Origin of the sequence: Klenkia terrae (assembly GCF_900491935.1) — a bacterium.
Lineage (GTDB): Bacteria > Actinomycetota > Actinomycetes > Mycobacteriales > Geodermatophilaceae > Klenkia > Klenkia terrae.
Map to the genome: position 1 here is coordinate 3844233 of NZ_UEXK01000004.1, position 22830 is coordinate 3867062.

Sequence of the window (22830 nt, forward strand, 5' to 3'; positions counted from 1 at the left end):
GTTTCCGGAATAGGGCGGGATGTCACGTAAGTCCGGCGGGTGGGCCTGTCGCGTGGCCAGTCACAGTTCACCCAGAGCGGTGCCAGTCCCTCGGTGTCAGAACCGCATGATTAAGTGCTGTCGATCGGCGAAGCGTTCGACACATCGACGGGGGTTGTCGTGGTTCCGACTGTGGTGTTCCTGCACGGCGTAGGTGACGGCGATCCCAGTGCTGGCTGGTTCGGGCACATGAATGCCGGTCTTGAGGCAGTCGGTTACGACGCTGTCGACAAGGGCCAGACCATCGCCCCCCGGTATAGCAGCATCCTCGAGATGGACGGGGTGTCGGCCTCCGTGCCGGCGCGGACATACCAGCCCGACGACGAAGACGAGCGCCGTCGGCTGTACGAGCGTCAGCAGGTGAGCTTGGGGCGCCTGATCGGGCAGGACGACCGTGTCGAACCCGGCGGCCTGGCCAACGTGCCTGCTCTCATCGTCGACCTCATCCATGATGCGGCCACGTTGGTCGACCCCGGGCTCATGAAGCAGGTCACTCGCTACCTGAAGAACGAAGGGGTCCGCGGGGCCATCCTGCGCAACGTCCTGGAGCAGCTGCCGGTCGAGGGCAGCATCGTCTTGGTGGGGCACAGCTTGGGCTCCGTGGTCGCCATCGACCTCCTGGATCACCTCCCCGCGCAGGTGCACGTGCGTCGCCTGATCACCGTCGGCAGTCCGGCCGGGTCACCTTTCCTCCACGAGAAGACCGATCGGCTCCTCAAGCGCTTTCCGTACGGGACGGTCCGCGACTGGGCCAACCTTTACGGCCGTCTCGACCCCATCACCGCAGGTCGTGGGCTCGGCGGCACGTTCCCGGCAGCCCAGGATTTCCCGCTCGCGGTCGGCGTCTCGCACGGGGCGGAGTTCTACCTGCAGCATTCCCACGTCGCGACCCTGCTCGGTGAAGCGGTCTTCGGGTCGCAGAGCCGGGAACTCGTGCCGGTGGAGCGGGCCATCGATCTGCCAGAGTCGGTCCCCGAGCAGATGGCCGTCTTCGCGCTGTCCTTCGCCCACCACGTCCGGCGCAACATCACCGACCAAGCGGTGGCCCGCCGCTACGCCCTTGCGCTCGAGATCGTCCAGGAGGAGATGAGCAACAGGCTCCGGACGATGTTCGCCGCCGAGGGGAGGCTCGCTACCCCCGCCGTTCTCGCGCTGACGGACGGCAAAGCACCCCGGGTCCAGAGGGACTGGGAGCTCGACCAGGTCATCGAACCCATGGTGCTGTCGGCGTTGTCCAACCTGGTCCAGCCATACGACATCGACCCGGGCAAGGCGCCCATGGCAGCCCTCCGGGACATGGCGATCGAGGTCGGGATTCAGCCGGAGAGCGGCGAGACGATCGCTGCGTGCATCAGTGAGGTCCGTGACGCCCTCGTGAAGTCATCAGGCATCCCGTGGGGTCGGATTCTTATCGGTGCCGCCGGCGTGGCCCTCGTGGCTGCGGGACCGCTGGGCGTCGCCCTCGCCGCACCAGCCGGCGCGTTCGGGGCGGCTGCCTTCACTGGCGCGCTGGCGGCCTTCGGTCCTGGCGGAATGGTCGGCGGGATGGCGCTTCTCGGGACCATGACATCGGCCGGCAGTGCCGCAGCTGCGGCCGCTGCGTCGGCGCCCAGTGCGGCGGATGCGTCGCTCGACCAAATCGTTGTCGACGTCCTCGTGAAGGTGTCGGCGGCACGTGCCCGGCAGAAGCTGGACCTCACGCCGGAGGAACAGGTCTGGTTCCACGTCGTCGCCCTCGAGACGGAGGTCGCAGCTGAACGAAACCGCCTGACCAGCTTGAGCGACAAGAAGTCCCTCCGCATCGCCGACCTCGACAAGAAGCTTGAGGTGCTCCGTCGGTTGCTCAGCTGGATGCTCGAAAACGGACTGGCGCCGCGGATGCTCGACGCCGAGGTGGTGGCGCCGTGACATCGCAGCTCGCCTGGCTGGATTTCGACGCCGAGCAGCAGCGGCGCACCAGAGAGATGCTGCGGCTGTTCGAGGAGAAGGAAAGCCGGGACGAGCTCGGGATCGGTCAGGTGCGGGATGCCTTCTCCGACCTGATGTTCCCGGGGATGTCCGTCCTGCTCACGCGAGCCCGCTACTTCCTTCTGGTTCCCTGGTGCGCCGCCGCCGCGGACCGCACTGCTCGTCAGCGTCGACCCCAGTCGCTGGCCGACGTCGAGCGGCGCGTCGTCCTGACGCTGCTGGCCGAGGCGCCTGACGATTTCGGCATCATCGGCGCCCGCGCTGGCGCGAAGGTCAAGAACCTGCCATCGGTCATCTACAACCAGGCGCTCGAGCGGTACGGCATCGCGCGGGCTTATGTCGACGACCGGACTGCGCTGGAGGAAGAGCTCGGCGAGGAGGTCACTCGCCGGGCAAGCGGCCGCTGGGTGCCCTCGGTCCCGCCCGCACCGCCTGGCTTCCCCGACAGCGTCGTAGGCGGACTGCGTGTGGAGGCCGACGAGGCACGGTGGCTGACCGAGCAAATCGTGTCCGCTTGCCCGACGTCCTTCCTGGCGCACGTGCTGCAGTCCTCCGAGCCGATTGACGAGGTGCCCTGGGCGTGGTCGCACCCGGCAGTCACGGACGCCGACAGCGAGACCCGTGCGGTCGTGCAGGACGCAGAGCTGTTCTCCCTCGCGATGCACGGAGCGGCCCTGCTCTACAACCTGCTCATCGCGGAGAAGTACGAGGCGGCTGATCTGACCTCCGTGGTGGGGCCCGTCGACCGCTACCGCAGCCGTATCGACGAGTGGGCCGAGACGGTGTCCGGGCACCCCCGGCTCTCATCCTGGGACACCGCCAGCATGTGGGCCCGGGTGACCAACCAGAACCCACGCATCCAGGGCAATCCGCGCGCCCGCCTGTTCATCTCCACCTGGCTCGGCGTCCTCGGTGAGCTGGCCGGAATGGCCGACCGCGCCGATCTGAGGGCGCTCGTCCGCGACCGGGAGATCTCGATCAAAGGCCCGCAGTCGCGGCTCCGCCACGACAAGCTGCTCCGCACATGGGCAGGGGCCTCGGGAAGTCGCCGACTCGACTTCCGGTGGACCAACGTCCGGACGATCGTGTCCGACATCCACGCAGGAGCGGAGAGCGCCAGTGCTGGAGCCTGACGGCCGCGCGCTCCTGCTCGATGCCCTCCGCCCCCCGGACGGCTACATCCTCGACAGTGCCGTCGCGACGACATTCACCGTCCACCTCGAGTCCGCGTTGTCCGTTGCGCTCGCCTTCATCCCTCGGCGGTTGGCGGACAGCGCAGATCCGATCGCCCTCATGGAGGCCGTCCGGTCAGCCGCCGACCGGCTCGACGTCTTCCACCAAGCGGGCATGGCCGCTGCGCCACAGTCCCACTCGTCGATCGTGGCCTTCCTCGAGCCAGTGCTCCATGCGGTCCGGCGCCCGAAGGCCGGGCACCTCTTCCACCCCAAGCTGTGGGCCCTGCGGTTCGTGGCCGACGAAGGCGAAGGGGTGCGCATGCGGCTCGTCGTTCCGAGCCGGAACCTCACGAGCGACCGCAGCTGGGATCTGCTGCTGCAGCTCGATGGTGAGCTGACCGACTCGGCCGATCCGGTCAACGAACCGGTCGCCCGGCTGCTCGAGGCCCTTCCCGGTCTTTCGGTCGGGGAGGTGTCCCAAGTGCGGCGGGCGAGGATCGGGCGGGTGGCCGACGACGTTCGACGGACGCGCTGGGAGCTGCCCCAGGACATGACGGACATCAGCTTCGACGTCCTCGGGTTCGGAGCTGTCCTGGAGGACGACTTCTTCGTCGGCACGCGAGACGTCGTCGTCATCTCGCCGTTCCTCACCCCTGCCGGTCTGGCCACGGTGACGGCCGGTCGTCCGGCCACGGTCATCAGCCGCCAGGCCACCCTCGACGCGCTCCCTGCGGACACCTTGGCCGGGCATGACGTCTACGTCCTCGACCCCTTGACCAGCGAGCTGGTCCAGGCCCCCGACGCAGGACCGCCAGTCGCCACCGGCCTCGCCGGTCTGCACGCCAAGTGCTACGTGCTCAGCTACGACCGCAGGACCTGGATCCGCGTCGGGTCAGCCAATGCCACTGAAGCTGCCTTCGGGGGGAACGCGGAGATCATCGTGACCCTCGTGGGGCCCTCGTCGAAGCTGGGCGCAGCCGAGATGTTCGGGGACGACGGCCCGCTGCGCTCCATCCTGACCACCTACACACCGCAAACCCCGGAGGATGACGACGCGGAACTGACGCGTCTGGACAACGTCCTCGTCGATCTGGCGTCCGGGCTCTTCACGGTCACCGTGCTCGGTGGCGACGACGCGTACCGCGCTCGATTCACGGGCCCGGCCCTCGCCCCCGGGGAGGCCGGCATCGAGGTCTCGGCGCGGATGATCACCCTCCCGGGATCGGATCAACCACTTCGCGCCGGCGAACCTGTCGACCTCACCTTCGGTCCTATGGCCATCGATGAGATCTCCGCCTTCGTCGTGCTGACGGCCACCGGCCCAGACGGGGCACGAGCACGCTGCCTGGTGCTCGCCGACCTCGTCGATGCCCCCGGCGGACGGCTGGACGCCGTCATCGCTGGTCAGGTCGACACCCCTGAGAAGTTCCTCCGCTTCCTTGCCCTGCTGCTGGGAGCGGGGGACTCGACCTTCCTCATGGGCGCGGCCGACGCGGGCGACGCGAGCCGAGCAGTTGGTGTCCGGTTCGAGGCGCCGGGTCTGTTCGAGCTGCTGATGAGAGCCCTCGTCGACCACCCAGATCGCCTGGAGGACCTCGCGCGGCTCGTACCCAAGGTGGCCGGGGCCGGTGTCCTGCCTCCCGGATTCGCAGAGATATGGGCCGTCGTCGACGCGGCACGCGCCGAGGGAAGTGGGAAGCAGTGACCGGTTACGACGCGGCGGCGGACTTGGCCGGGCTCAAGGACTTCCAACGCGCGACCGTCGAGCACGTCGCCCAGCGCTTCTTCGTCGACACCGAGCCCACCCGCCGTTTCCTCGTCGCAGACGAGACCGGCCTCGGCAAAAGCGTCGTCGCGCGTGGTGTCGTCGCGAAGACCTTGCAGCACCTCCAGGACGACGACTCCGTGGACAGGATCGACATCGTCTACATCTGCTCGAATGCCGACATCGCAAGGCAGAACATCGAGCGGCTCCAGGTCGCCGGAGCCCGGGCCACCCACCTCTCCACCCGCTTGACGATGCTGGCCCGCCACACCGCGGCACTGGCTGCGGCCGACCGGACCCACATCGGCAAGCCAGTGAACCTGGTGGCCTTCACCCCGGGCACAAGTTTCGAGCAGGGGTGGAGCACCGGGCTCGCCCAGGAGCGCGCACTCATCTACTTGTTGCTCGAGCAGGAGCTCGGACTGACTGGCTGGGACGCGCGCAGTGCTCTCACCACACTGCGCGCGACGACTCGCACCTTCGGCCGTTTCCGGCAGGTCGTCGAAAGCCTCCGCGCCGAGCTCGGGAACGGCCCCGACGCGGTGATCGCGGAGTCATTCGCAGCGGCGATCCGCGGATCGGGTGCCGCGGGCGACGCCACAGCGCTGTTCGCTGATGTCGGCCGAAGTCGGGAGCTGACCGCCGATCTGCACCAGCGCTCCGTCGAGCTCATCCGCCTCATGCGCGGCCACCTCGCGCGCGCCTCGATCGACAGCCTCGAGCCCGATCTGGTTATCCTCGACGAGTTCCAGCGATTCCGGAACCTGCTGTCGACCGATGCTCACACGGAGAGCGCCGAGCTGGCGCAGGCGTTGTTCGGGTACGGCGCCGCGAAAGTGCTCCTCCTGTCGGCGACCCCGTACAAACCGTTCACGTTGGACCAGGAAGCCGCGGACACCGGCGAGAGCCACCACGAGGACCTCTTCGCAACCTTGCGGTTCCTCCGCGACGATGACCGATGGCTGGGCGACGTCCGGCAGGCCCTGGAGACGTACCGGACCGCGCTGGCATCCGGCGCCGGTGCGGCTGACGCTGCGAGTGGGGTGCGCCAACTCCTTCTGCCGGTGATGACCCGGTCCGAGCGACCCCGCCTGCGCACCGGCGAGATGGTGGTGGAGCGGCAGAACGACCTCGCCGACGTCGCGGTGGACGACGTCCGCGGGTACGTGACGCTGCGGGCCTTGGCGGACGAGTTGGGCGGGATCGCGACGCTCGAGTACTGGAAGTCGGCCCCCTACTTCCTCAACTTCGCCGACGGCTACAAGCTCGGCGACAGGCTGAAGGCGGCTGTGAAGGACGGGCCGTCCGCCGCCGTGCGCGAGCTTGTGTCCAGTGCGCAGCAGATGGACGCAGAGGCCGTCCGCGGGTTCCGGCCGATCGACTTCGGCAACGCCCGCCTGCGCCGGCTGGCTGCTGACACAGTCGACCAGGGCTGGGAGAAGCTGCTGTGGTTGCCGCCGTCCATGCCGTACTTCGCCCTGCGGGCCCCGTTCGCGCAGCACGCGGCCGCGGGCATCACCAAGCGGCTGGTGTTCTCGTCCTGGTCTGCGACGCCCACCGCCATCGCGGGACTCCTCAGCTACGAAGCGGACCGCAAGCTGTCCGGCGAAGCGCTGAGGGAGAACTCCCGTGCGGCTCGGGCCGCGGTCGCGAGCCGGTTGGACTACCGCCTCGAAGACGGGCGTCCCTCTGCCATGAGTGCGCTTGCGCTCTTCTGGCCGCACCCCGTCCTGGCGCAGGCGGCAGACCCCCTGGCCATCGCTCGCTCAGCGGGGGGAGCGCTGCTCTCGCAGGCGGACCTCGAGACCCGGGTGCGGGATGCACTCGAGGCACGGGGAGCTCAGGACGAACCGACCACGGACGGGGACAGCGCTTGGCGGCGCTACCTCGGCTGGCCCGGCGCAGTTCCCGCGGAGGCGTGGGCGGAGGCCGATGACGTGGCCGCCTACTTCGCGGGCGGGGCTGGGGACAGCGAGGGCGCGGGTGAGGAGTCGGCAGAGGCGGGCACCGGGCTGACAGCCCACATCGCCGCAGCGCTCGGTGTCGTCGACACGGGGAGGGCGCACCTCGGACGGCGGAACGCCCTGAGCCGTGACGTCGTCCGGTTGGCCGCCCACAGCCCGGGCAACATCGCCTGGCGCGCGCTCGGCCGGGTGCTGGCGGAAGCAGACGTCAGCCCGCAGGGCCGTTGGCATGCGGCGGTGCACCTCGCGGCAGGCTTGCGATCTCTGTTCAATCGGCTCGAGGGCACATTGGTCATCGGCGAGGACGACGCCGCCTACTGGCGATCCGTCCTTGACTACTGCGCCGCCGGGAACCTGCAGGCGGTCCTGGACGAGTACGTCCACCACCTGCGCAGTTCGTTCTCCGACGGTCCTCTCGACGACGACGGCCTGCTCGACCTGGCTGGCCGGATCGTCAGTGCGATCACGCTCCGCGTGGTCAACTACGCCCCCTATTTCCCGGTGCAGGACGACGGTCCACGCCTGCGAAGCCGATTTGCGCTGCGTTACGGCTCGGCGCGCGGAACCGCGGGCGACAGCGCCGAGGCTGCGCAAGTCCGGCAGCAGGACGTGCGGGCCGCCTTCAACAGCCCGTTCTGGCCCTTCGTGCTGACAACCACCTCGGCGGGCCAGGAGGGCATCGATTTCCACTGGTGGTGTTCAGCCATCGTGCACTGGAACACCCCGGCCAACCCCGTGGACTTCGAGCAGCGGGAGGGCAGGGTGCACCGCTTCGGCGGGCACGCTGTCCGCAGGAACGTGGCCGCTGCCCACCGATCGGACGTGATGTCGTCCGACGACGTGGATCCGTGGCGAGCGGCGTACGACGCGGCCAACCGAGCCACGGCTGACCAGGGCGACTTCGTGCCGTACTGGGTCTACGACGGGCCGGCGAAGATCGAGCGACATGTTTACCCGTATGCGCTGAGCCTGGACGGCCCCCGGTACGACCGGCTCAAGCGCGACCTCGCCATGTACCGACTGGCCTTCGGTCAGCCGCGCCAGGAGGACCTGCTCAAGTTGCTCTCGCGCAGAAGCGACGACGAGTTGAAGTCAGCTGACGTCATCGATCTTCGCCCCCCGGCCTTAGAGCGTGACTAGTGACGGCTCATCACCGATCGGCTTCTACGGTCTCTACCAAGAGGACGGGAGCAGGTTGGCTCCGACCAGGAGCCCGGTCGTTCATCCCGGGCCACCATTCCGGCGAGAGATCATGACCCGCTCGGATGACGGGGTCTTGAATCTGGCAGAGCGCTCGACGACAGTCGTGGCGACAGACGCCTAGGCAATCGCAGGGCAGCATCGGCCAGCGGTGATCGATGATGATTCGGGGGGCGCGTGAACGGATCGGCTTTCATGGGCGAGAAAGAAGCCCACTACCGGTCTGCGTTGCGCTCGGCGTCGCTGGTGGTCGAGGCTGACTACGACAGAGGGGATGTCGACAACATCCTTGCGGCTCTGGGCTCGTTGTACGCCTACTTGGCCAGGCGCGGGGACCCCGCAGAACGGGCCTTCGATCGCTACCCGCACTGTCTCCTGGTCGGCATGGTGGGGACGGCAGCCATCGCGCCGGAGGCCAACACGTTCTGGCCGGAGTTCTGGCGCGCGACCAAAATTCACCCGGATCAAGATCTCCAGCGATTCGTGGGTGATGCTTTCCTCCAAGCGCTCGGGCGTGCCCGGCTGCCACAATTCACCGACGTCGTCGCCCACCGACGGTTCGTCGGCCCCGCCGCCATGCATGCGGCCATTCCGAATTCGGGGATGCACCGGCTCGTCGACGTCATCCTTGCCCGCCGGCGTCACGACCCGGGACTTGCTGGAGCGGACCTCCTGACCTGGCTGACGGCCAACACAGGCCGCCTCAACTACGTGGACTCCTCCGTCGGCAGGTTTCTCCAGTTCGGCGACGAGCTGGCTCTCGACGTCCTCGACCGCGTCATCGAAGTCGTCGCCCACGCGGGGGAGCACCTCGGATCTCTCGACGACGGCACGCTGTCGACGGAGACAACGGGGCTTCCCAGCGTGATGCTCACGGCCCTGGTCGAGGAGCTCCACGAACGTCGTCATGACCTCGTGATCCAGCCTGCACCCCTACGCCGCAAGCACCGCACGGAGCCCACCGTTGCCCTGGACGTCGGGGCGGGGGCCGTGGTGGTGATGCTGCCTGCGGTCTCCGCGGAGGACGGCGCCGCGGTCTGGTCGGTGGCGGGCGATGGCGCAACGGAGTCGATACGCGCCGCTGCGCAGTGGGTCGGCAAGGCGGCAACCACGACACCGCTCGCAGCCGCAGTCCGACAACCGGTGCGGCGACTCAACGTGCGGCTACGTGGGCAGGAGCGACTCGACGTCGAGCTGGTCGACCCCTCTGATCCTCTGTTGCTCTTCGACGTCGACGGGCAGCTGTTGCCAGCGGGTCTCCCGGTGCCGCGCGGCGAGGTCTGGGCGGTCATCCCGAAGGACAAGGAGGTCGTCGACGTGGCCGGCACCCCCCTTCGAATCATGGGCCAATTGGGGCAACCCGTTGGGTGGAGGGGCTGGTTGATCTGCTCTCTCGATCTCCAGAACGCATCGGCGGGCCGGCTGTCCGCCGCTGCCTCCACGGTGCGTCCGCGCCTGGTCCGCAGCTCCGGTGCCCCATCCATCGAGGGCATCTCCCCGCTGGCAGCCGTCACCACCCGCCGGGGCATGGAGGTGTCGAGCACCCGCCCGACGGTCGTCCTCCCGCCCGGGAGCGACCCTTCTCAGTGGCAGGTCGAGGTCCTGCGCCCCGATGACAGGGGGCGGGGCGTCGTGAGGATGGCGCTGGCCGAATGCCCACAAATCGCAGGCGGCCACGACCCGTTGCACCAGTTCGGTTCACCCCTGCTCGGCGAGTTCACCATCTCGGTACGCGGCGCCTTCGGGAAGAAGGCCCAGCGCACCGTGTTCGTCGCGGAGGGGTTGGGCGTCGACGTTGCCCCTCGTCTTCGCTGGACCACTGCAGGGCTGCTTGACCCAGCAGCCGCGACCATTCGACCCGCACCCGGGATGACGACGTCGTCCAGCGCCCTCTCCTTCGACGCCGACACCGTGCAGAGCGACGTGACCTGCGAGGTCGGCCTGCAGGCGCGCACAATTCTGATCAGGCCTCCCGCTGTCGAGGTGCAGGTGACGGGACAAGGTCTGCCCGGTGGGTGGACGTCGCGCCCACCGATCGTGCATGCAGAGACGTTCGACGCGCAGGCGTTCCTCAGTGTCCGGCTGCCGGGGGACAACTGTGCCTATCGCCTTGAGTTGTCAGCCGATGATGCCGACGACCGGCAGTCGATCGAGTCGACTGACCGGCGGGGCCGCGAAACTCGGCTGTTCAGCCTCGGCCGATTCGCGGACACCGCCCGACGTGTGGGCTCGGGCCGATTCGACCTGGTCGGGATCGACAGCAGGTCCACCGTGGCGCTGCTCCGGCCCAGGACGTTCGCGTCGGGTGCCAGGGCGGTGGACAGAGGCTTGCAGCTCGACGACCTCCGGTACGTCGAAGGACTTCATGCAGCCACGTACCGCAACACCGCTCCCTGGCTACCACCCGTGGTGCGGGAGGTCGACGAGTCCGGTTTCGTCCAGCTCGGCGACGAGCTCAAGCAGGCCGGCCCCTTGCTCGTCAGCCTTGCGGTCGTCGATCCCTGGGCCCCCACGGACTGGCCGGACTGGCCGGGACCCACGGCACTGCAGGTTGCTCGCCCCGGTCATCACGAGGCGGTCGACTCCGGTTCAGAGCTCCTGTCCGCTGCTCTCGCAGGGGCGCCAGTCCCTGACGACGGCGTGGTCACCGACCTGACGGCGGTCTGGCCGGTCCTTGATCTGGAGGATCGACTTCCTCTCCCCACTGACACCGCCCGACGCGTCCGCCGCCTTGTCCTGGACTCACTGCACAGTGACCCACCGGCGGCGCTCTCATCACTCATGTTCCAGGTGCGCGACCGTGCGGCAGCTGTTCGTCTCCTCATCCGGGCTGGGCTCGTCGAACGCCGATTCCGGGACATCGAGCAAGACGCGATCCGACGCGGGTGGGCATCTGCTCCGGTCCTCGCCGCACTCGCTGCTGTTCCGCAGTGGCGGAAGGACGAGTGGTCGGACAACAGCGGTGATGACCTTCGCCGGTCCCTGGCTCTCGGTGGCGGAGAGAGTCTCGTGGCGATCCTTGATTCGCGTCATGACCCGCATCGGGAGGTAGGTGGTTTCGGGCCGACAGCCAGCGCCCTGGACCAGCTCGATCCGGCTCGTGTGGAGGACTTGTGGAGCGCGGTGCAGGTCGTCCCCGAAGGCTTGCTCCACCCGGACAGCCGGATGGCGGCAGCCAAGCAGCTGTTCGACGCGCGCCGGGAGAAGGAACTGACAGGTGTGCTCGCCTTCATCGAGCGCGACCTCTCACGGGTGCGGAAGTGCCTCGTGGGCGCTGCTCCTCCGGATCTGTTCGCACAGTTCGAAGCGCGACTGGACGGCACCCCGACTGCTGCCTGGGGCCTGTTGCCGGCCGCTTCATTCGGTTGGGCCGCTTTGGCCCGGCTGAGGGCCTACAACAGCGCAGCCGTTCCTCTCCTGGGGGACGGGCGACGCGAGGCCTGGTTCGTGCTGGCGACCCACGCACCTGACTACGTAGGCATGGACATCGTGCTGGCGGACGCCCACGCGTACACCGCTGCGACGGCGAGCAAGAAGAGGGATCACCATGGATGACGCGCTCGACCCGCTCGTAGCGAGCCGGGCGGTGACCGACACCTACCAGCGATACGTCAAGACCTTGGTCGACGTCCGTGACGAGGCAATGGCGCGATCCTTCGCAGCGGCTGTCGACCACGGCGGCGCTCTTGCGAAGGGCCCGTACCTCGAGGCGACTCCCGCCTACAGTCCCGGTGCTTCGCTGGCAGACCTGATCGATGAAGGCGTTCTGCACCGAGGCTTCGCCTCGCTAGCCAGTGCAGCCATGCCTCTGGACCGGCCGCTCTACGCCCACCAGGAGCAAGCCATCCGGAAGGCAGTCGCTGGCCGGAACGTGGTCGTGACCACCGGAACCGGCTCGGGCAAGACCGAGTCCTTCCTCATCCCCATCATCAACAGGCTGGTGACGGAAGAAGCTCAGGGGAGTCTGGGCCCCGGTGTTCGCGCCCTTCTGCTCTACCCGATGAATGCGTTGGCGAATGACCAGGTCAAAAGGCTCCGCACTCTGCTGAGTGCACATCCTCGGCTGACGTTCGGCAGGTACACGGGCGAGACGAAGGAGCGGACGGCGGACGCCCTGGCTCAGTTCACCGCGCTCAACCCGGGCCAACCTCGGCTGTCCAACGAGGTGCTGAGCCGCGAGGAGATGAGGGCCGCGCCACCGCACATCCTGCTCACCAACTACGCGATGCTGGAGTACCTCCTTCTCCGCCCCCTCGACCTCGCCCTGTTCCAGGGAGACCGCTGGGCCTTCGTCGCCCTCGACGAGGCACACGTCTACGACGGAGCGAAGGGCGCGGAGATCGCGATGCTGCTCCGGCGCCTCCACGACCGGGTGGGTGGCGGGCGAAAGCTGCAGTGCATCGCGACCAGCGCCTCGGTCCAGGGCCGACCGACCCAGATCATGGACTTCGCCAGGAAGCTCTTCGCGAGCCCCTTCGAGTGGATCGACGACGACGTCACGCGGCAGGACCTCGTGACCGCCAGCCGGGTGGCTTCCCCCACTGAGTCGACGTGGGGTCCACTGACCCCTGACCAGTGGTCCGCGCTGAGGGGCGCAGAGGACCCCGCCGGAGCGGTGCTGTCCTACGCGCCGGCGAGCTCCCAGGGCCTCGACCCCGCCCAACTTTTGGACGAAGAGGCCTCCGTGGTCGCCTTGAAGCGGCTCCTGACCGACGGACCCCAGACGGTCGCCGACATCGCCGGCCGGATGTTCCCGGGCCGGCCGCAGCCGCAGAGCATCGTCCGAGACCTCGTCGCGGTTGCCAGCGCCACTCTGGACAGCACAGGGAACCCGGTGCTGTCAGCTCGATACCACCAGTTCATCCGGGCGACCGAAGGTGCCTTCACCTGTCTGTCTACCGCTGGCCCTCACGTCCAACTGGCGCGCCACGAACGGTGCCCGGACTGCACAGCGGCGTGTTTCGAGTTCGGCTCATGCCAGCGATGCGGGGCTGTATACCTGGCCGGTTCCCTCGAGCAGCGGGATCAGGACAACTACTTCGTGCCCTCCCCATCCGCTGACGGTCGCCACACCTGGCTCATGCTCGGCAACGAGGTCGCGTTCGAGGACGAGGACGAGGACCTTCTCGATGTGGGCGGACGATCCACAGCGGCGAACCAGACCGTGTATCTCTGCGCGGAGTGCGGCGCCCTGCACGCGGCAACCCGATCGGTGTGCGGTGCTCAAGGGTGTTCATCCACTGCGCTGAGGCCTGTGCGGAAGTTCGACCGATCCCAGAAGGTGATGAGCTCGTGCACCCGATGCGGTGCGAGGGCGCGAGAGGTCGTCCGCCGTCTGCAGACCGGCTCGGACGCCCCGCCGTCGGTCCTGACCACGGCGCTGTACCAGCAGCTCCCTCCTGGCCCGAGCGCTGCGGCGGACCTCCCGGGGCAGGGGCGGAAGCTCCTGCTGTTCAGCGACAGCAGGCAGGCCGCCGCCTTCGCTGCTCCCTACCTCGAAAATACCTACGGCCAGCTGCAGCAACGTTCTCTGCTGGTTGATGGCCTGGGCCGCGCCGTGCAGCAATCGGGAGAAGTTGGTGTCGACGACCTGGTGCACTACACCCTCCAGGCTGCCGACGAAGCCGAGTTCTTCAGGTCCACCGCTACCCGGGACACCAAGCGGCGGGAAGTAGCTCGTTGGCTGGCCCTGGAACTGGTCGCCATGGACCGACGGCAGTCTCTCGAGGGCCTGGGTCTGCTGGTGGTACGGCACCAGCAGTCGGAGGTGGCCCTCCCTGCACCCTTGCTGGATGCCGGTCTGGGTCAGGTCGAGGGATGGGACTTGCTGGAGGAACTGGTCGGCACGATGCGGCAGCAGGGCGCCATCACCATGCCGCCGGGCGTTGATCACAAGGACGAGGCGTTCCTGCCGCGAGTTGGCCCCATCTACATGCGGCAGACGGGGTCCGAGAAGAAGAAGAAGGTCCTCAGCTGGAGCCCCACTCGTGGCACCAACCGTCGGTTCGACTACCTAAGTCGAGTGCTTGAGAAGTCCGGGCACCAGTCGTCCGCGGCCGCGATGCTCGCTGGTTGTTGGAAGTTCGTGGAGCAGTTGGGCTGGCTGGCGTCGACGACCGACCGCACCTTGGGAGCCTTGTTCCAGGACGAAATCGAGTCTCTGCGGTTCACCACAGAGCACGAAGGCCGGTGGTTCCGCTGCTCGAGGTGTAGAACGACTGCACCGAGGTCGGTCCGGTCCGTGTGTCCGACCCTCCGTTGCGACGGGGTCATGGTCGCGATGTCGATCCCGTCGACTGATGAGGACGACCAGCACTACCGGCGGCTCTACCGCACGATGCAACCCATCCCGATGCAGGCCCAAGAACACACGGCGCAGTGGTCGTCGACGAGGGCCGCGGAGATCCAGAACGACTTCGTCGATGGCAAGACGAATGTGTTGTCGTGCTCGACCACGTTCGAGCTCGGTGTCGATGTCGGTGATCTGCAATCGGTGGTCCTGCGCAACATGCCTCCATCGACCGCGAACTACGTGCAGCGAGCTGGGCGAGCGGGGAGGCGGGCTGCCTCGGCTGCTCTTGTGCTCACGTTCGCCCAGCGCCGTTCCCATGACCTGTCTCGGTTCCAGAACCCTGAGCGGATGATCGCTGGGCACATGCGGGTGCCGATCATCCCGCTCGAGAACGACCGCATCGATCGTCGGCACGCACACTCCATCGCTATGGCCGCGTACTTCCGTGCGTGCTTCCAGGCTGATGGCTCGCGATGGTCCAAGGTGGGGCAATTCTTCACCGACTCCGGCGGTATCGCTCCGAGTGACGGTGTGCGCTCCTTCCTCACCCCTGTCCCGACGGATGTTCTGGCGTCGCTCCGCGCCGTGCTTCCTCCCGGGGTCGCTGAGCGCATCGGCGTCGATGACGGTTCGTGGGTGGGCGAGCTCTGTGACCTGCTGGACCTCGTCCGCGACGAGGTCAACGCCGAACTAGCTAGCTACCAGAAGCGGATCGACGAATTCGTCTCAGCTGCGAAGTTCGGGCCCGCGCAGGCGATGAGTAAGACCATAGAGACGATCAACGGCCGTGACCTGCTCGGCTACCTCGGCAGCCGCAATGTTCTGCCCAAATACGGCTTTCCGGTCGACACGGTCGAGCTGCGCACCCTGCACTCCGGTGAACCTGTCGGTCGCCAACTCGAGCTCAGCCGTGATCTCTCGCAGGCCATCTACGACTACGCCCCGGGGAACCAGGTGATCGCCGGTGGGAAGCGGTGGACCTCAGCAGGCCTGCACCGATTCCCGGGCAAGGACCTGGTCGCTGTTGACTACCAGGCCTGTAGCGCATGCGGCGCCTACGTCGAGGGCGCGGATGCGAGTGAACCGGCGTGCCCCGCATGCGCCACGGCGTACAGCCGTGGGCCGCGCACGTACGTCATCCCCGAGTTCGGCTTCAACTGCGACCCCGATCCGACAGACGTGGGGACGGGTGCTCCCGAGCGACGGTGGGGAGGCGCGACGTACATCCAGTCCCTGGGTGCCGAGGTGTTCGAGAAGGAATGGGCCATGCCGTCGGGCGCGCTCTGCCGCGCCCGGGCTGGCGCGCGAGGGCGCATCTCCGTGATCTCCGATGCCGGTGGGCCGCAGTTCCACATCTGTGACTGGTGCGGGTGGACGACTGTCCTGCAGGCGGGGCAGAGGTGGACCGCGCACAAACGACCCACCGACCGGAAGGACTGCAACGGTGGGTGGGCCCAGCGATCGCTGGGCCACTCCTACGAGACCGACATCGTGGAGTTGACGAGCAGCGCGTGGGACACCCTCACGGGTGACAGTGACTGGTTGTCCCTGCTGTACGCGATCATTCGGGGAGCTACGGAGAGCCTGGAGATCAGCGAGGACGATCTGGACGGGGCACTCTTCCGTTCACCCAACGGGCGTCGGGCCGTCATCCTCTTCGACACGGTGCCGGGTGGGGCGGGGGGAGCCAAGTTGGTCGCTGACTCCCTGGACCTGGTGGTCGGCGGCGCTCTGGAACGAGTGTCGTCCTGCGAATGCGGACCGGAAACAGCTTGCTACGGGTGCCTGCGGTCCTACCGGAACGCCCGACACCACGAGCAGCTCAGCCGGGCCGGTGCCCAGCGGATGCTGGCCGTTCTCGGTCACGTCCCGCCGAGCTAGTCATGGCGCCAGCGCTCCACCCCGTTGAGTGACCGCCGTCATGGATGGGCGAGAGGGACGTGATGATGAAGCCGTGACCGGTCATGTGTTCGTCGTCCGCAGCAGCATCGAGGGCATCGTGTGCGATGACCTTGTCGTGTCCACAGATGGGCGGGGGGCCGCTGGGGTACGCAGGTCGTGGTGGCCTGCGCTGGGGTGGAGGTCCGAAGCGGACCGGTCAGCCGCACGGCCGGAGGATGCACGGGGGCGATGGACTCGACTTGCGTCGGGCACCGGCGTCGAGCCGAGTCGGTGGCTGCTCGCCGTCGGGTCTCGAGGAAGTGGAGGCCCGTCCTGGGTCGCCGATGGTGTCCGCGAGGTGCTGGAGGCCATCGCTTCGCAGAGCGCCGAGCACCTGACCCCCGGACGGCCGAGGCGGGGGGCGGGACCAGTCTTCGGGGTGGATGGCGGTGGCCTCGACGGGCAGCGCGGTGAAGTCGTCGAGGAGCTGCTAAAGGCGTGCGACGACTCTGCCGAACTGCACGGCCTGGACGTGGTCATCGTCGCCAGAGCGGCCTCTGACTACTCGGCGCTCCAATCCCTCCGACGCAGTGCTCCTGCGCGCGGACTCGTCGCACCCCTCGAGGGGGATGCTCGACGACTAGGTGACCTGGCTCGGCGTGGCCAGCTCGCGCTCTTCATGGGAGCCGGGACAGGGGTAGCTGCAGGTCTCCCGCTCTGGGACGGTCTGCTTACGCGCTTGGCCGAGGGCGTACGCATGCCTGGCGGAGCCGAAGCGCTCGCCCGCATGAACCCGCTGGACGCCGCTGAGGTGCTTCGGCGGGCATTCAGCAAGTCCGGGGACAAGGCTCGTACGCTCGGCGAGCGGGTCGCCGATGTCATCGGCACGCCCGCGCGGTTCGCGCTCAGTCACGCGCTGCTCGCTGCTCTGAACGTCGGCAACGCGATCACCACGAACTTCGACGACCTGTACGAACGGGCCGTCGAGACCGCGACCGGCGCCCGGCCTCAAGTGCTGCTCCCGAAGGGGGAGCAAGCAGAGGGCGGCTCAGGACGGTGGCTGCTCAAGCTGCACGGGGACGCCAGCGAGCCGGACACCGTCGTCCTGGACCGCCGATCCTTCGTCCGGTACGATGCCGAGCAGCGGCCTCTGGCCGCCGTCCTGCAGGCCACGCTGCTGACCCGCCACCTGTTCGTGGTGGGCGCCTCCATGAACGACGACAACGTCATCAGGCTCGTCCACGAGGTGGCGGTCCTGAAGGAGAAACGAGGCGGGAAGGCCGAGCTGGGCACGGTCGTGACACTTCAAGACGACCCACTCTCCGCAGAATTGTGGGCGCCGGAGCTGCGCTACCTCTCGGTCGGGGGCGCCGCGCCCTCCGAGGAGACGGTTGACAAGCGCTCGGCCCGGATGGTGAGCGCGGCTCGGGAGCTCGACGTCTTCCTCGACCGGGTCGCGCAGCACGCAGCGCGTGGCACCGCCACGCTCATGGACCCGCGGTACTCGGCGCTGATCCGGGACGACGACGAGCGCAGGACGGCGCAGAAGCTCGCACAGCTGAGGAGCTGGGTCGAGAAGTGGGCCACGTCCGGTCAGCACGCCGAGGACTGGCGCGACGTCCTCGATGCGTTGGACTCGGCGGGAGGGTCGTCGGCCGACTCCTAGGCGGCGAGCGCGGCGCCCTTGAAGACCTGATCCCTCTGCCAGGCGACGTGCACGGGTGCGGGAAGCGGCGTACCGGGTTGAGCGGACAGAGGACGGCCGTGGAGCCAGTAGACCTGTCGGCCCGCCTCGGTCCTCGCCGTGAAAGAACCGGACACCGTGACCCGGTGCCGGTCATCGAACCCCAGGACTCCTCGGTCGAACAGCTTGTGGTGGAGCATGCACAGCGCCAACCCGTTGTCCAGATCATCCGGACCGTCGAAGGCGAACCAGCGAACGTGCGCTGCCTCAAGCCCCACCGGGACACCGGCGACCTGGCCGTCGTAACCGCAGAAGGCGCACCGCCGGTCCCAGGCGTCGACGACAGACATCCGCCACGTCGGATCCCGCCGACGAAGGTTCGTCGACGGGCCGACGGTTGTCTCCACCAGCTCGACGAGACCGACGGCGGTGAGGACGTCGTCGGAGATGGTGGCGGGGAATTGGCTGTCCACCAACGAGCGAGCCAGCTCGGCGACGGCGCCCGGGGCCGACCGGAGGTGCTGCTCGATCTCCGGGACGAAGGCGCCGGTGACCCCGTCCCGACGAAGAGGCCCCACTGAGTCCATGGCGACGTCGTGGTCCAGGTGCCAGACGGCCTCCGCTCGGAGTCGGGTGAACGGGTACGCGGCGCTCTGCGCAGGCGATGTCCGGGACGCCGGACCGAACTCGGCGATCAGCTCTGCGAGCTGGGTCTCGGCGACCGACCACGGCACCGCCGAGCTACCGGTTGACTGCAGTCGACCGAGGGCGAGCAGCACCAGCAGCGGTTTGTGAGGCGACCGGGTGCCGTCGCGTCGGTGCTGTTTCAGGCTCCCGAAACGTCGGAGGACGTCGTCGGCGGTAGACGTCATTCTCCCGACAAGGTGTCGATGAGCGCATCGTCGCGGACGGCGTCGATGCCCAAGCCCTTCAGCGCATCGACGAGCACCTGCTCCCGCGCTGGGTCGATCTCGAGGTAGTCGCCGTTGAGTGTCGTCGTGATACGGCGGGCGCCCATGGGCGGTGATTTCAGCGCAGCCCACGCCTCGACGTCGCTCTCCGCGAACAACTCCAACGTCAGCGCGGTCGGCATGGGCGGCCAGTCGCCGTCCAGGACGGCGCCGGTGTCGTCCCACGAGTACGGCGACTCCGGAGTGAGGTCCTCGTCCTCCATCTCCTCCGCGCTCTCGGGCGCACCCGGGACCCACGTTGCGCTGAGCTCGCGGTTGAGATCCATGGCCTGACCGACGGTGGTGCACTCCTTCACCCGCGCAATTGCGTCGCTCAATGCCCGTGCGCGATCTCTGTCGATGACGCACAGCGATTCGTGCAGTCGATAGAACCCGTAGACCACAGAGCTCGGCCGTGCATCACCCGTCATGCCACCAGGCAATCAGAATGGTGACCTTGGTGACGAGCGGTTGGTCTGCAGCGTGTCCCAACAGACGCGATTGGTCAGGCCTCGACCCCCGCCGCTCGCAGCAACTGGGCCAGCCGGCCGATCTCGGACGCGGCGGGAGTGGTGGTGAGCGACGCTTGGAGGTGGGCCCACATGTCCTTCATCGTTAGGAAGCTGAAGGTGCACCCGTCCAGATGCTTGGCGATGGTCGGGTCCGCCGACCACGCTGCAGCGGCGGCAGTCGGATCATTCGAACCGGGACCCTTGAGCGCGGCGACCGCGATGGAGTAGTGGAAGTCGCGCTGACCAGCCGCCTTCTCGACCTCATCCCGAAAAGCTTCGGACCACTCCGGCCGCCATAGCTCACGGAAGTGGCGCCACGTTGCCCTCTTGGGGTTGGCCTTTTCCTCCCGCAGCTCGGCCAGCTTCCCTGCAGGGAAGAAGCCAGCCTGCCAGGCCTTGCACGACACGACCCGGACTCGGTCGGGCCCGGACAGGCTCGGGTGAATCCCGATGACGTCTACGTCACTGGCTACTGAGTGCTCGTGTGCGCTGTAGCCCGGGAAAGCCTTCGACGGCCGGAACTTCAGGTTGTGGCGGGTGAAGTAGCCGTTGAGCTGCAGGTAGTCCTCAACGACCTGCTCCAGCACGTCCTCTTTCACAGGTTCACCTCGCACATCGGGCCGTCGGTCTCTGCACGGACAACGCCGAGGGCCCGGGACGAACCGGCGCGATGTCCGGCCTGCCTCATCGAGCACGCCTCGCCGAGCGGCATGACCTCACCAGGCATAGCTGGACACCAGGCTTCGGATGTCGGCGAGGTCGCCGTCGAGTTCGCGTCGGGTGTCCGCCGTCCAGGCCATCGCGAGCGCTTCGCAGATGTCCGTGGCGTCTTTGAGCTCGGCCATGGTGTCCTCGTAGCCCTCAGGGACGACCATGGACGCCAGGCCGTCCTTCGCGTGGGTCTCGACCTTGGCCTCGTAGCGCTCGCCGACCCAGCGGCGCAGCAAGTTCAGCGCGGCGGTCGGCCGCCCGTAGATGTTCTCGCCACCGGACTTCTGCAGCTCGCGGACCACGGCGGTGGCCAGGACCGTCCGCTGCTCCAGCAGGTCGATGGCCTCGAACCGCTCGACCGCACCAGCCTCTGACGATGCAACCAGTCGCATGATGTCCTCCCCGTGTCAGCGCACGCGCTCGAGCGCGGCGGTGAAGCTGTCGTTCCACTCGCTCAGGTGCGGCCACCTGGCAGCGACCGTGTCGGTTGCCTGCTCCGCGGTCAAGCCCTGGCTCCGCCGCAACCACGCACGCAGCACCAGGCCGGTGCGCGACTGCCCGGCGTGGCAGTGCACCAGGACCTGTCGTCCTTCCGCCCGCAACGCCGCCATGTCGTCGAGGACGTCGGCCAGCACGGCGTCGACCTCGCTGTTGGCGTCGTCGTCGGTCAGGTAGGCGAATCGCTGCACCTCGTGGTCGAAGGGCTCACCGGTCCGGCACAGCGAGACGACGGCGAACTCCCGCGAGCTGTGCCGGGCGCCGTCCAGGTCGCTGGCCCAGACGCCGTCGGTGATCTCGCGTGGCTCAAGCGCCTGAGTGGATGGCGGCTCGTGTCGGGGTTGAGACTTGCCGAGGAGCCCGGCGGTCAACGCATGCAGATCCGGGAGGTCCCACACGCGGCCACCGAACCCGGGCACCCGTCCGTGCGCGACCGACGTCCAGCGCATCGGGATGCCCGCGATGCCGAACACGGCCCCGGCCAGCCCACCCGCGACGGCGGCCACCGTGTCGGTGTCCCCGCCGAGGTCGATCACGCGCCGCAGCACCTGCGCGAAGGACGTCGCCCCACGTAGCGCCCACACGGCCTGGCCGAGCGTGGGCCACACGGCTCCGTTGCTCTCGGTCGCATCCGTCGGCGTCCAGTCGGGGGCCAGCACCGCCGCCCAGCGCTCACGGTGCTCGGCTGCGACGTGCTGCAGGGTCTCGGGGACGGCGGCCAGCGGATCGTCGCCGTCCAGGGCCACCCGCACCAGGTCGTGGAAGATCGCGCAGCCCTCGCCGGCCGACGGGTCGCCGTGGGTGAGCGCGGAGATCCGACGGGCGGCGTCCATGGTCGCCGCCCGTCCCTGCGGCGCGAAGAAGACCGCCGCCGGCGTCGTCCGCATCAATGACCCGTTGCCGGCGGCGTGACCGGAGCGCTCGAAGTGCTCGGCCGCGGCGACGTCCCACCGTCGACCGGACCCCAGGACGGCGCGCGTCTGGTTGCCCATGTCCGGCGGGTTCGCCTCGGCCCAGCGGCGGAAGCGGTCGAACAGGTCGGCCTCGTCCAGGCCGCCGCGCTCGGCCAGGGAACCGGCGACGAGCAGGGCCATCTGGGTGTCGTCGGTGAACTCGCCCGGCTCCCAGTCCAACGACCCGCCGCCGCACATCTCCGTCGCGGCGCCCCGGGCGTCGTCCGGGAATCGGGCCGAGAAGCGCCGAGCCGGGCCGAACTCGAACGGGGCGCCGAGGGCGTCGCCGACGGCGGAGCCGATGACGGCGCCGGCGGCGCGGTGCGGGCGGGGCATGGTCATGACGCCTCCAGGACTGGGTGGGTGAGGTCGATTGCCGTCAGGTGCACGGTGCGGTCGCGCCAGCGGACGTCGTCCACCCTGATGCGACCGCCCCCGCCGTACCGGCGGCCCGCGCCGGCGCCACGAACCGCGGTGAGGTCGGTGCCCTGCACCCGCTCGGCGAACCCGCGGGCCAGCGCAGCGGTCGTGCGGACGGCGGGCCGGCCCAGGGCGTCCAACGCGGCGGCCTCGAGCAGGGGCCGCCAGTGGGCGGTGAGCGCTCGACGCGAGCCGAACAGCTCAAGGGACACCGGTCTGCCGGCGATCCCGATGAGGACACCGCTCTGTCCTGCCAGCGGGGCCAGGTCCATCGCCTCGACCTTGGCCCGGTCGAGCCGATCGGTCAATGAGTCGGTGGGGGAGGGGCCGGCCACCGCGGAGTAGCCGGACACCCGCCGCCAGACCCGGTCCTGCCCGTCGGGCTGCTCCAGGTGCGGTCGCAGGGCAACTGGTGCGCGTCGGGCCCGGCGCCGGTGCGTGCTCTCGCCGCCCCACCGGCCGTGCTCGACGCAGAGGACTGGGAGGACGGTGGAGGTGGCCGGGGCCAGCACCGTCGATGCGGTGAGCGTCCGGTTCTGCCAGCCACCCTCGAGCAGCTCGCCGGCCAGCAGGAGCGTCGGCTTCGCCGAGCGGTTGGTCACCACGAGCTGGTCGACCGACGGCGAGCCCGCCCGCTCGCTGACGTCGACGGCGGCATCGGCGCCGGTGGCGAGGCCGGTGACCGGGGACGCGTCGGTCCAGACCGGGAAGACGGTGAGGGCACCGCGGTGGGTGCCCTGCCCCACGTGCAGTCGGAGACGAACCATGCTGACCACCCCGTTCGAATTAGCGCAACCTTGCGCATAACAAGAGATAGA

Annotated in this window: 13 protein-coding genes; 7 read left to right on the plus strand and 6 right to left on the minus strand. The window is 68.6% G+C overall.

Features of this window, described 5'->3' with window-relative positions:
* The first annotated feature begins 114 nt into the window (after positions 1-114).
* The 7 genes from LFA75_RS19155 to LFA75_RS19185 all read left to right on the plus strand — a co-directional run bounded on the left by LFA75_RS19155 (position 115) and on the right by LFA75_RS19185 (position 17950).
* Positions 115-1947: a GPI inositol-deacylase gene (locus LFA75_RS19155; protein WP_225235188.1), complete on the plus strand. Its 1833-nt coding sequence runs from the start codon at positions 115-117 to the stop codon at positions 1945-1947.
* Positions 1944-3140, plus strand: coding sequence for a DUF6361 family protein (locus LFA75_RS19160; protein ID WP_225235189.1), 1197 nt, complete (start codon positions 1944-1946; stop codon positions 3138-3140). Before LFA75_RS19155 ends, LFA75_RS19160 begins: the two co-directional genes overlap by 4 nt.
* Positions 3127-4887 (plus strand): phospholipase D family protein, encoded by a 1761-nt coding sequence (locus LFA75_RS19165; RefSeq protein WP_225235190.1) that lies wholly within the window; start codon positions 3127-3129, stop codon positions 4885-4887. Before LFA75_RS19160 ends, LFA75_RS19165 begins: the two co-directional genes overlap by 14 nt.
* Positions 4884-8051: a helicase-related protein gene (locus LFA75_RS19170; protein WP_225235191.1), complete on the plus strand. Its 3168-nt coding sequence runs from the start codon at positions 4884-4886 to the stop codon at positions 8049-8051. Before LFA75_RS19165 ends, LFA75_RS19170 begins: the two co-directional genes overlap by 4 nt.
* A 255-nt stretch (positions 8052-8306) precedes the next feature.
* Positions 8307-11666: a hypothetical protein gene (locus LFA75_RS19175; RefSeq protein ID WP_225235192.1), complete on the plus strand. Its 3360-nt coding sequence runs from the start codon at positions 8307-8309 to the stop codon at positions 11664-11666.
* A complete protein-coding gene (locus LFA75_RS19180; protein WP_225235193.1) occupies positions 11659-16284 on the plus strand; it encodes a DEAD/DEAH box helicase in 4626 nt (1541 codons plus the stop codon). The genes LFA75_RS19175 and LFA75_RS19180 overlap by 8 nt, the downstream gene beginning before the upstream one ends.
* A 358-nt stretch (positions 16285-16642) precedes the next feature.
* Positions 16643-17950, plus strand: coding sequence for an SIR2 family protein (locus LFA75_RS19185; protein ID WP_225235194.1), 1308 nt, complete (start codon positions 16643-16645; stop codon positions 17948-17950).
* Here the strand turns inward: LFA75_RS19185 and LFA75_RS19190 are convergent.
* The 6 genes from LFA75_RS19190 to LFA75_RS19215 all read right to left on the minus strand — a co-directional run bounded on the left by LFA75_RS19190 (position 17947) and on the right by LFA75_RS19215 (position 22779).
* Complete coding sequence (locus LFA75_RS19190; protein WP_380093117.1) at positions 17947-18840, minus strand: phosphorothioated DNA-binding restriction endonuclease; 894 nt, start codon at positions 18838-18840, stop codon at positions 17947-17949. The genes LFA75_RS19185 and LFA75_RS19190 overlap by 4 nt on opposite strands.
* Complete coding sequence (locus LFA75_RS19195) at positions 18837-19322, minus strand: hypothetical protein (RefSeq protein ID WP_225235196.1); 486 nt, start codon at positions 19320-19322, stop codon at positions 18837-18839. Before LFA75_RS19195 ends, LFA75_RS19190 begins: the two co-directional genes overlap by 4 nt.
* A gap of 101 nt (positions 19323-19423) precedes the next feature.
* The gene (locus LFA75_RS19200) at positions 19424-20029 is read right to left on the minus strand and encodes a hypothetical protein (RefSeq protein WP_225235197.1); all 606 of its coding nucleotides are present in this window, start codon (positions 20027-20029) and stop codon (positions 19424-19426) included.
* 117 nt (positions 20030-20146) lie between these two features.
* Complete coding sequence (locus tag LFA75_RS19205; RefSeq protein ID WP_225235198.1) at positions 20147-20533, minus strand: hypothetical protein; 387 nt, start codon at positions 20531-20533, stop codon at positions 20147-20149.
* 15 nt (positions 20534-20548) lie between these two features.
* Positions 20549-21934 (minus strand): ADP-ribosylglycohydrolase family protein, encoded by a 1386-nt coding sequence (locus LFA75_RS19210; RefSeq protein WP_225235199.1) that lies wholly within the window; start codon positions 21932-21934, stop codon positions 20549-20551.
* Entirely contained in the window at positions 21931-22779 is an 849-nt protein-coding gene (locus LFA75_RS19215) for an ARPP-1 family domain-containing protein (protein ID WP_225235200.1), read from the minus strand. Before LFA75_RS19215 ends, LFA75_RS19210 begins: the two co-directional genes overlap by 4 nt.
* Positions 22780-22830: the final 51 nt, after the last annotated feature.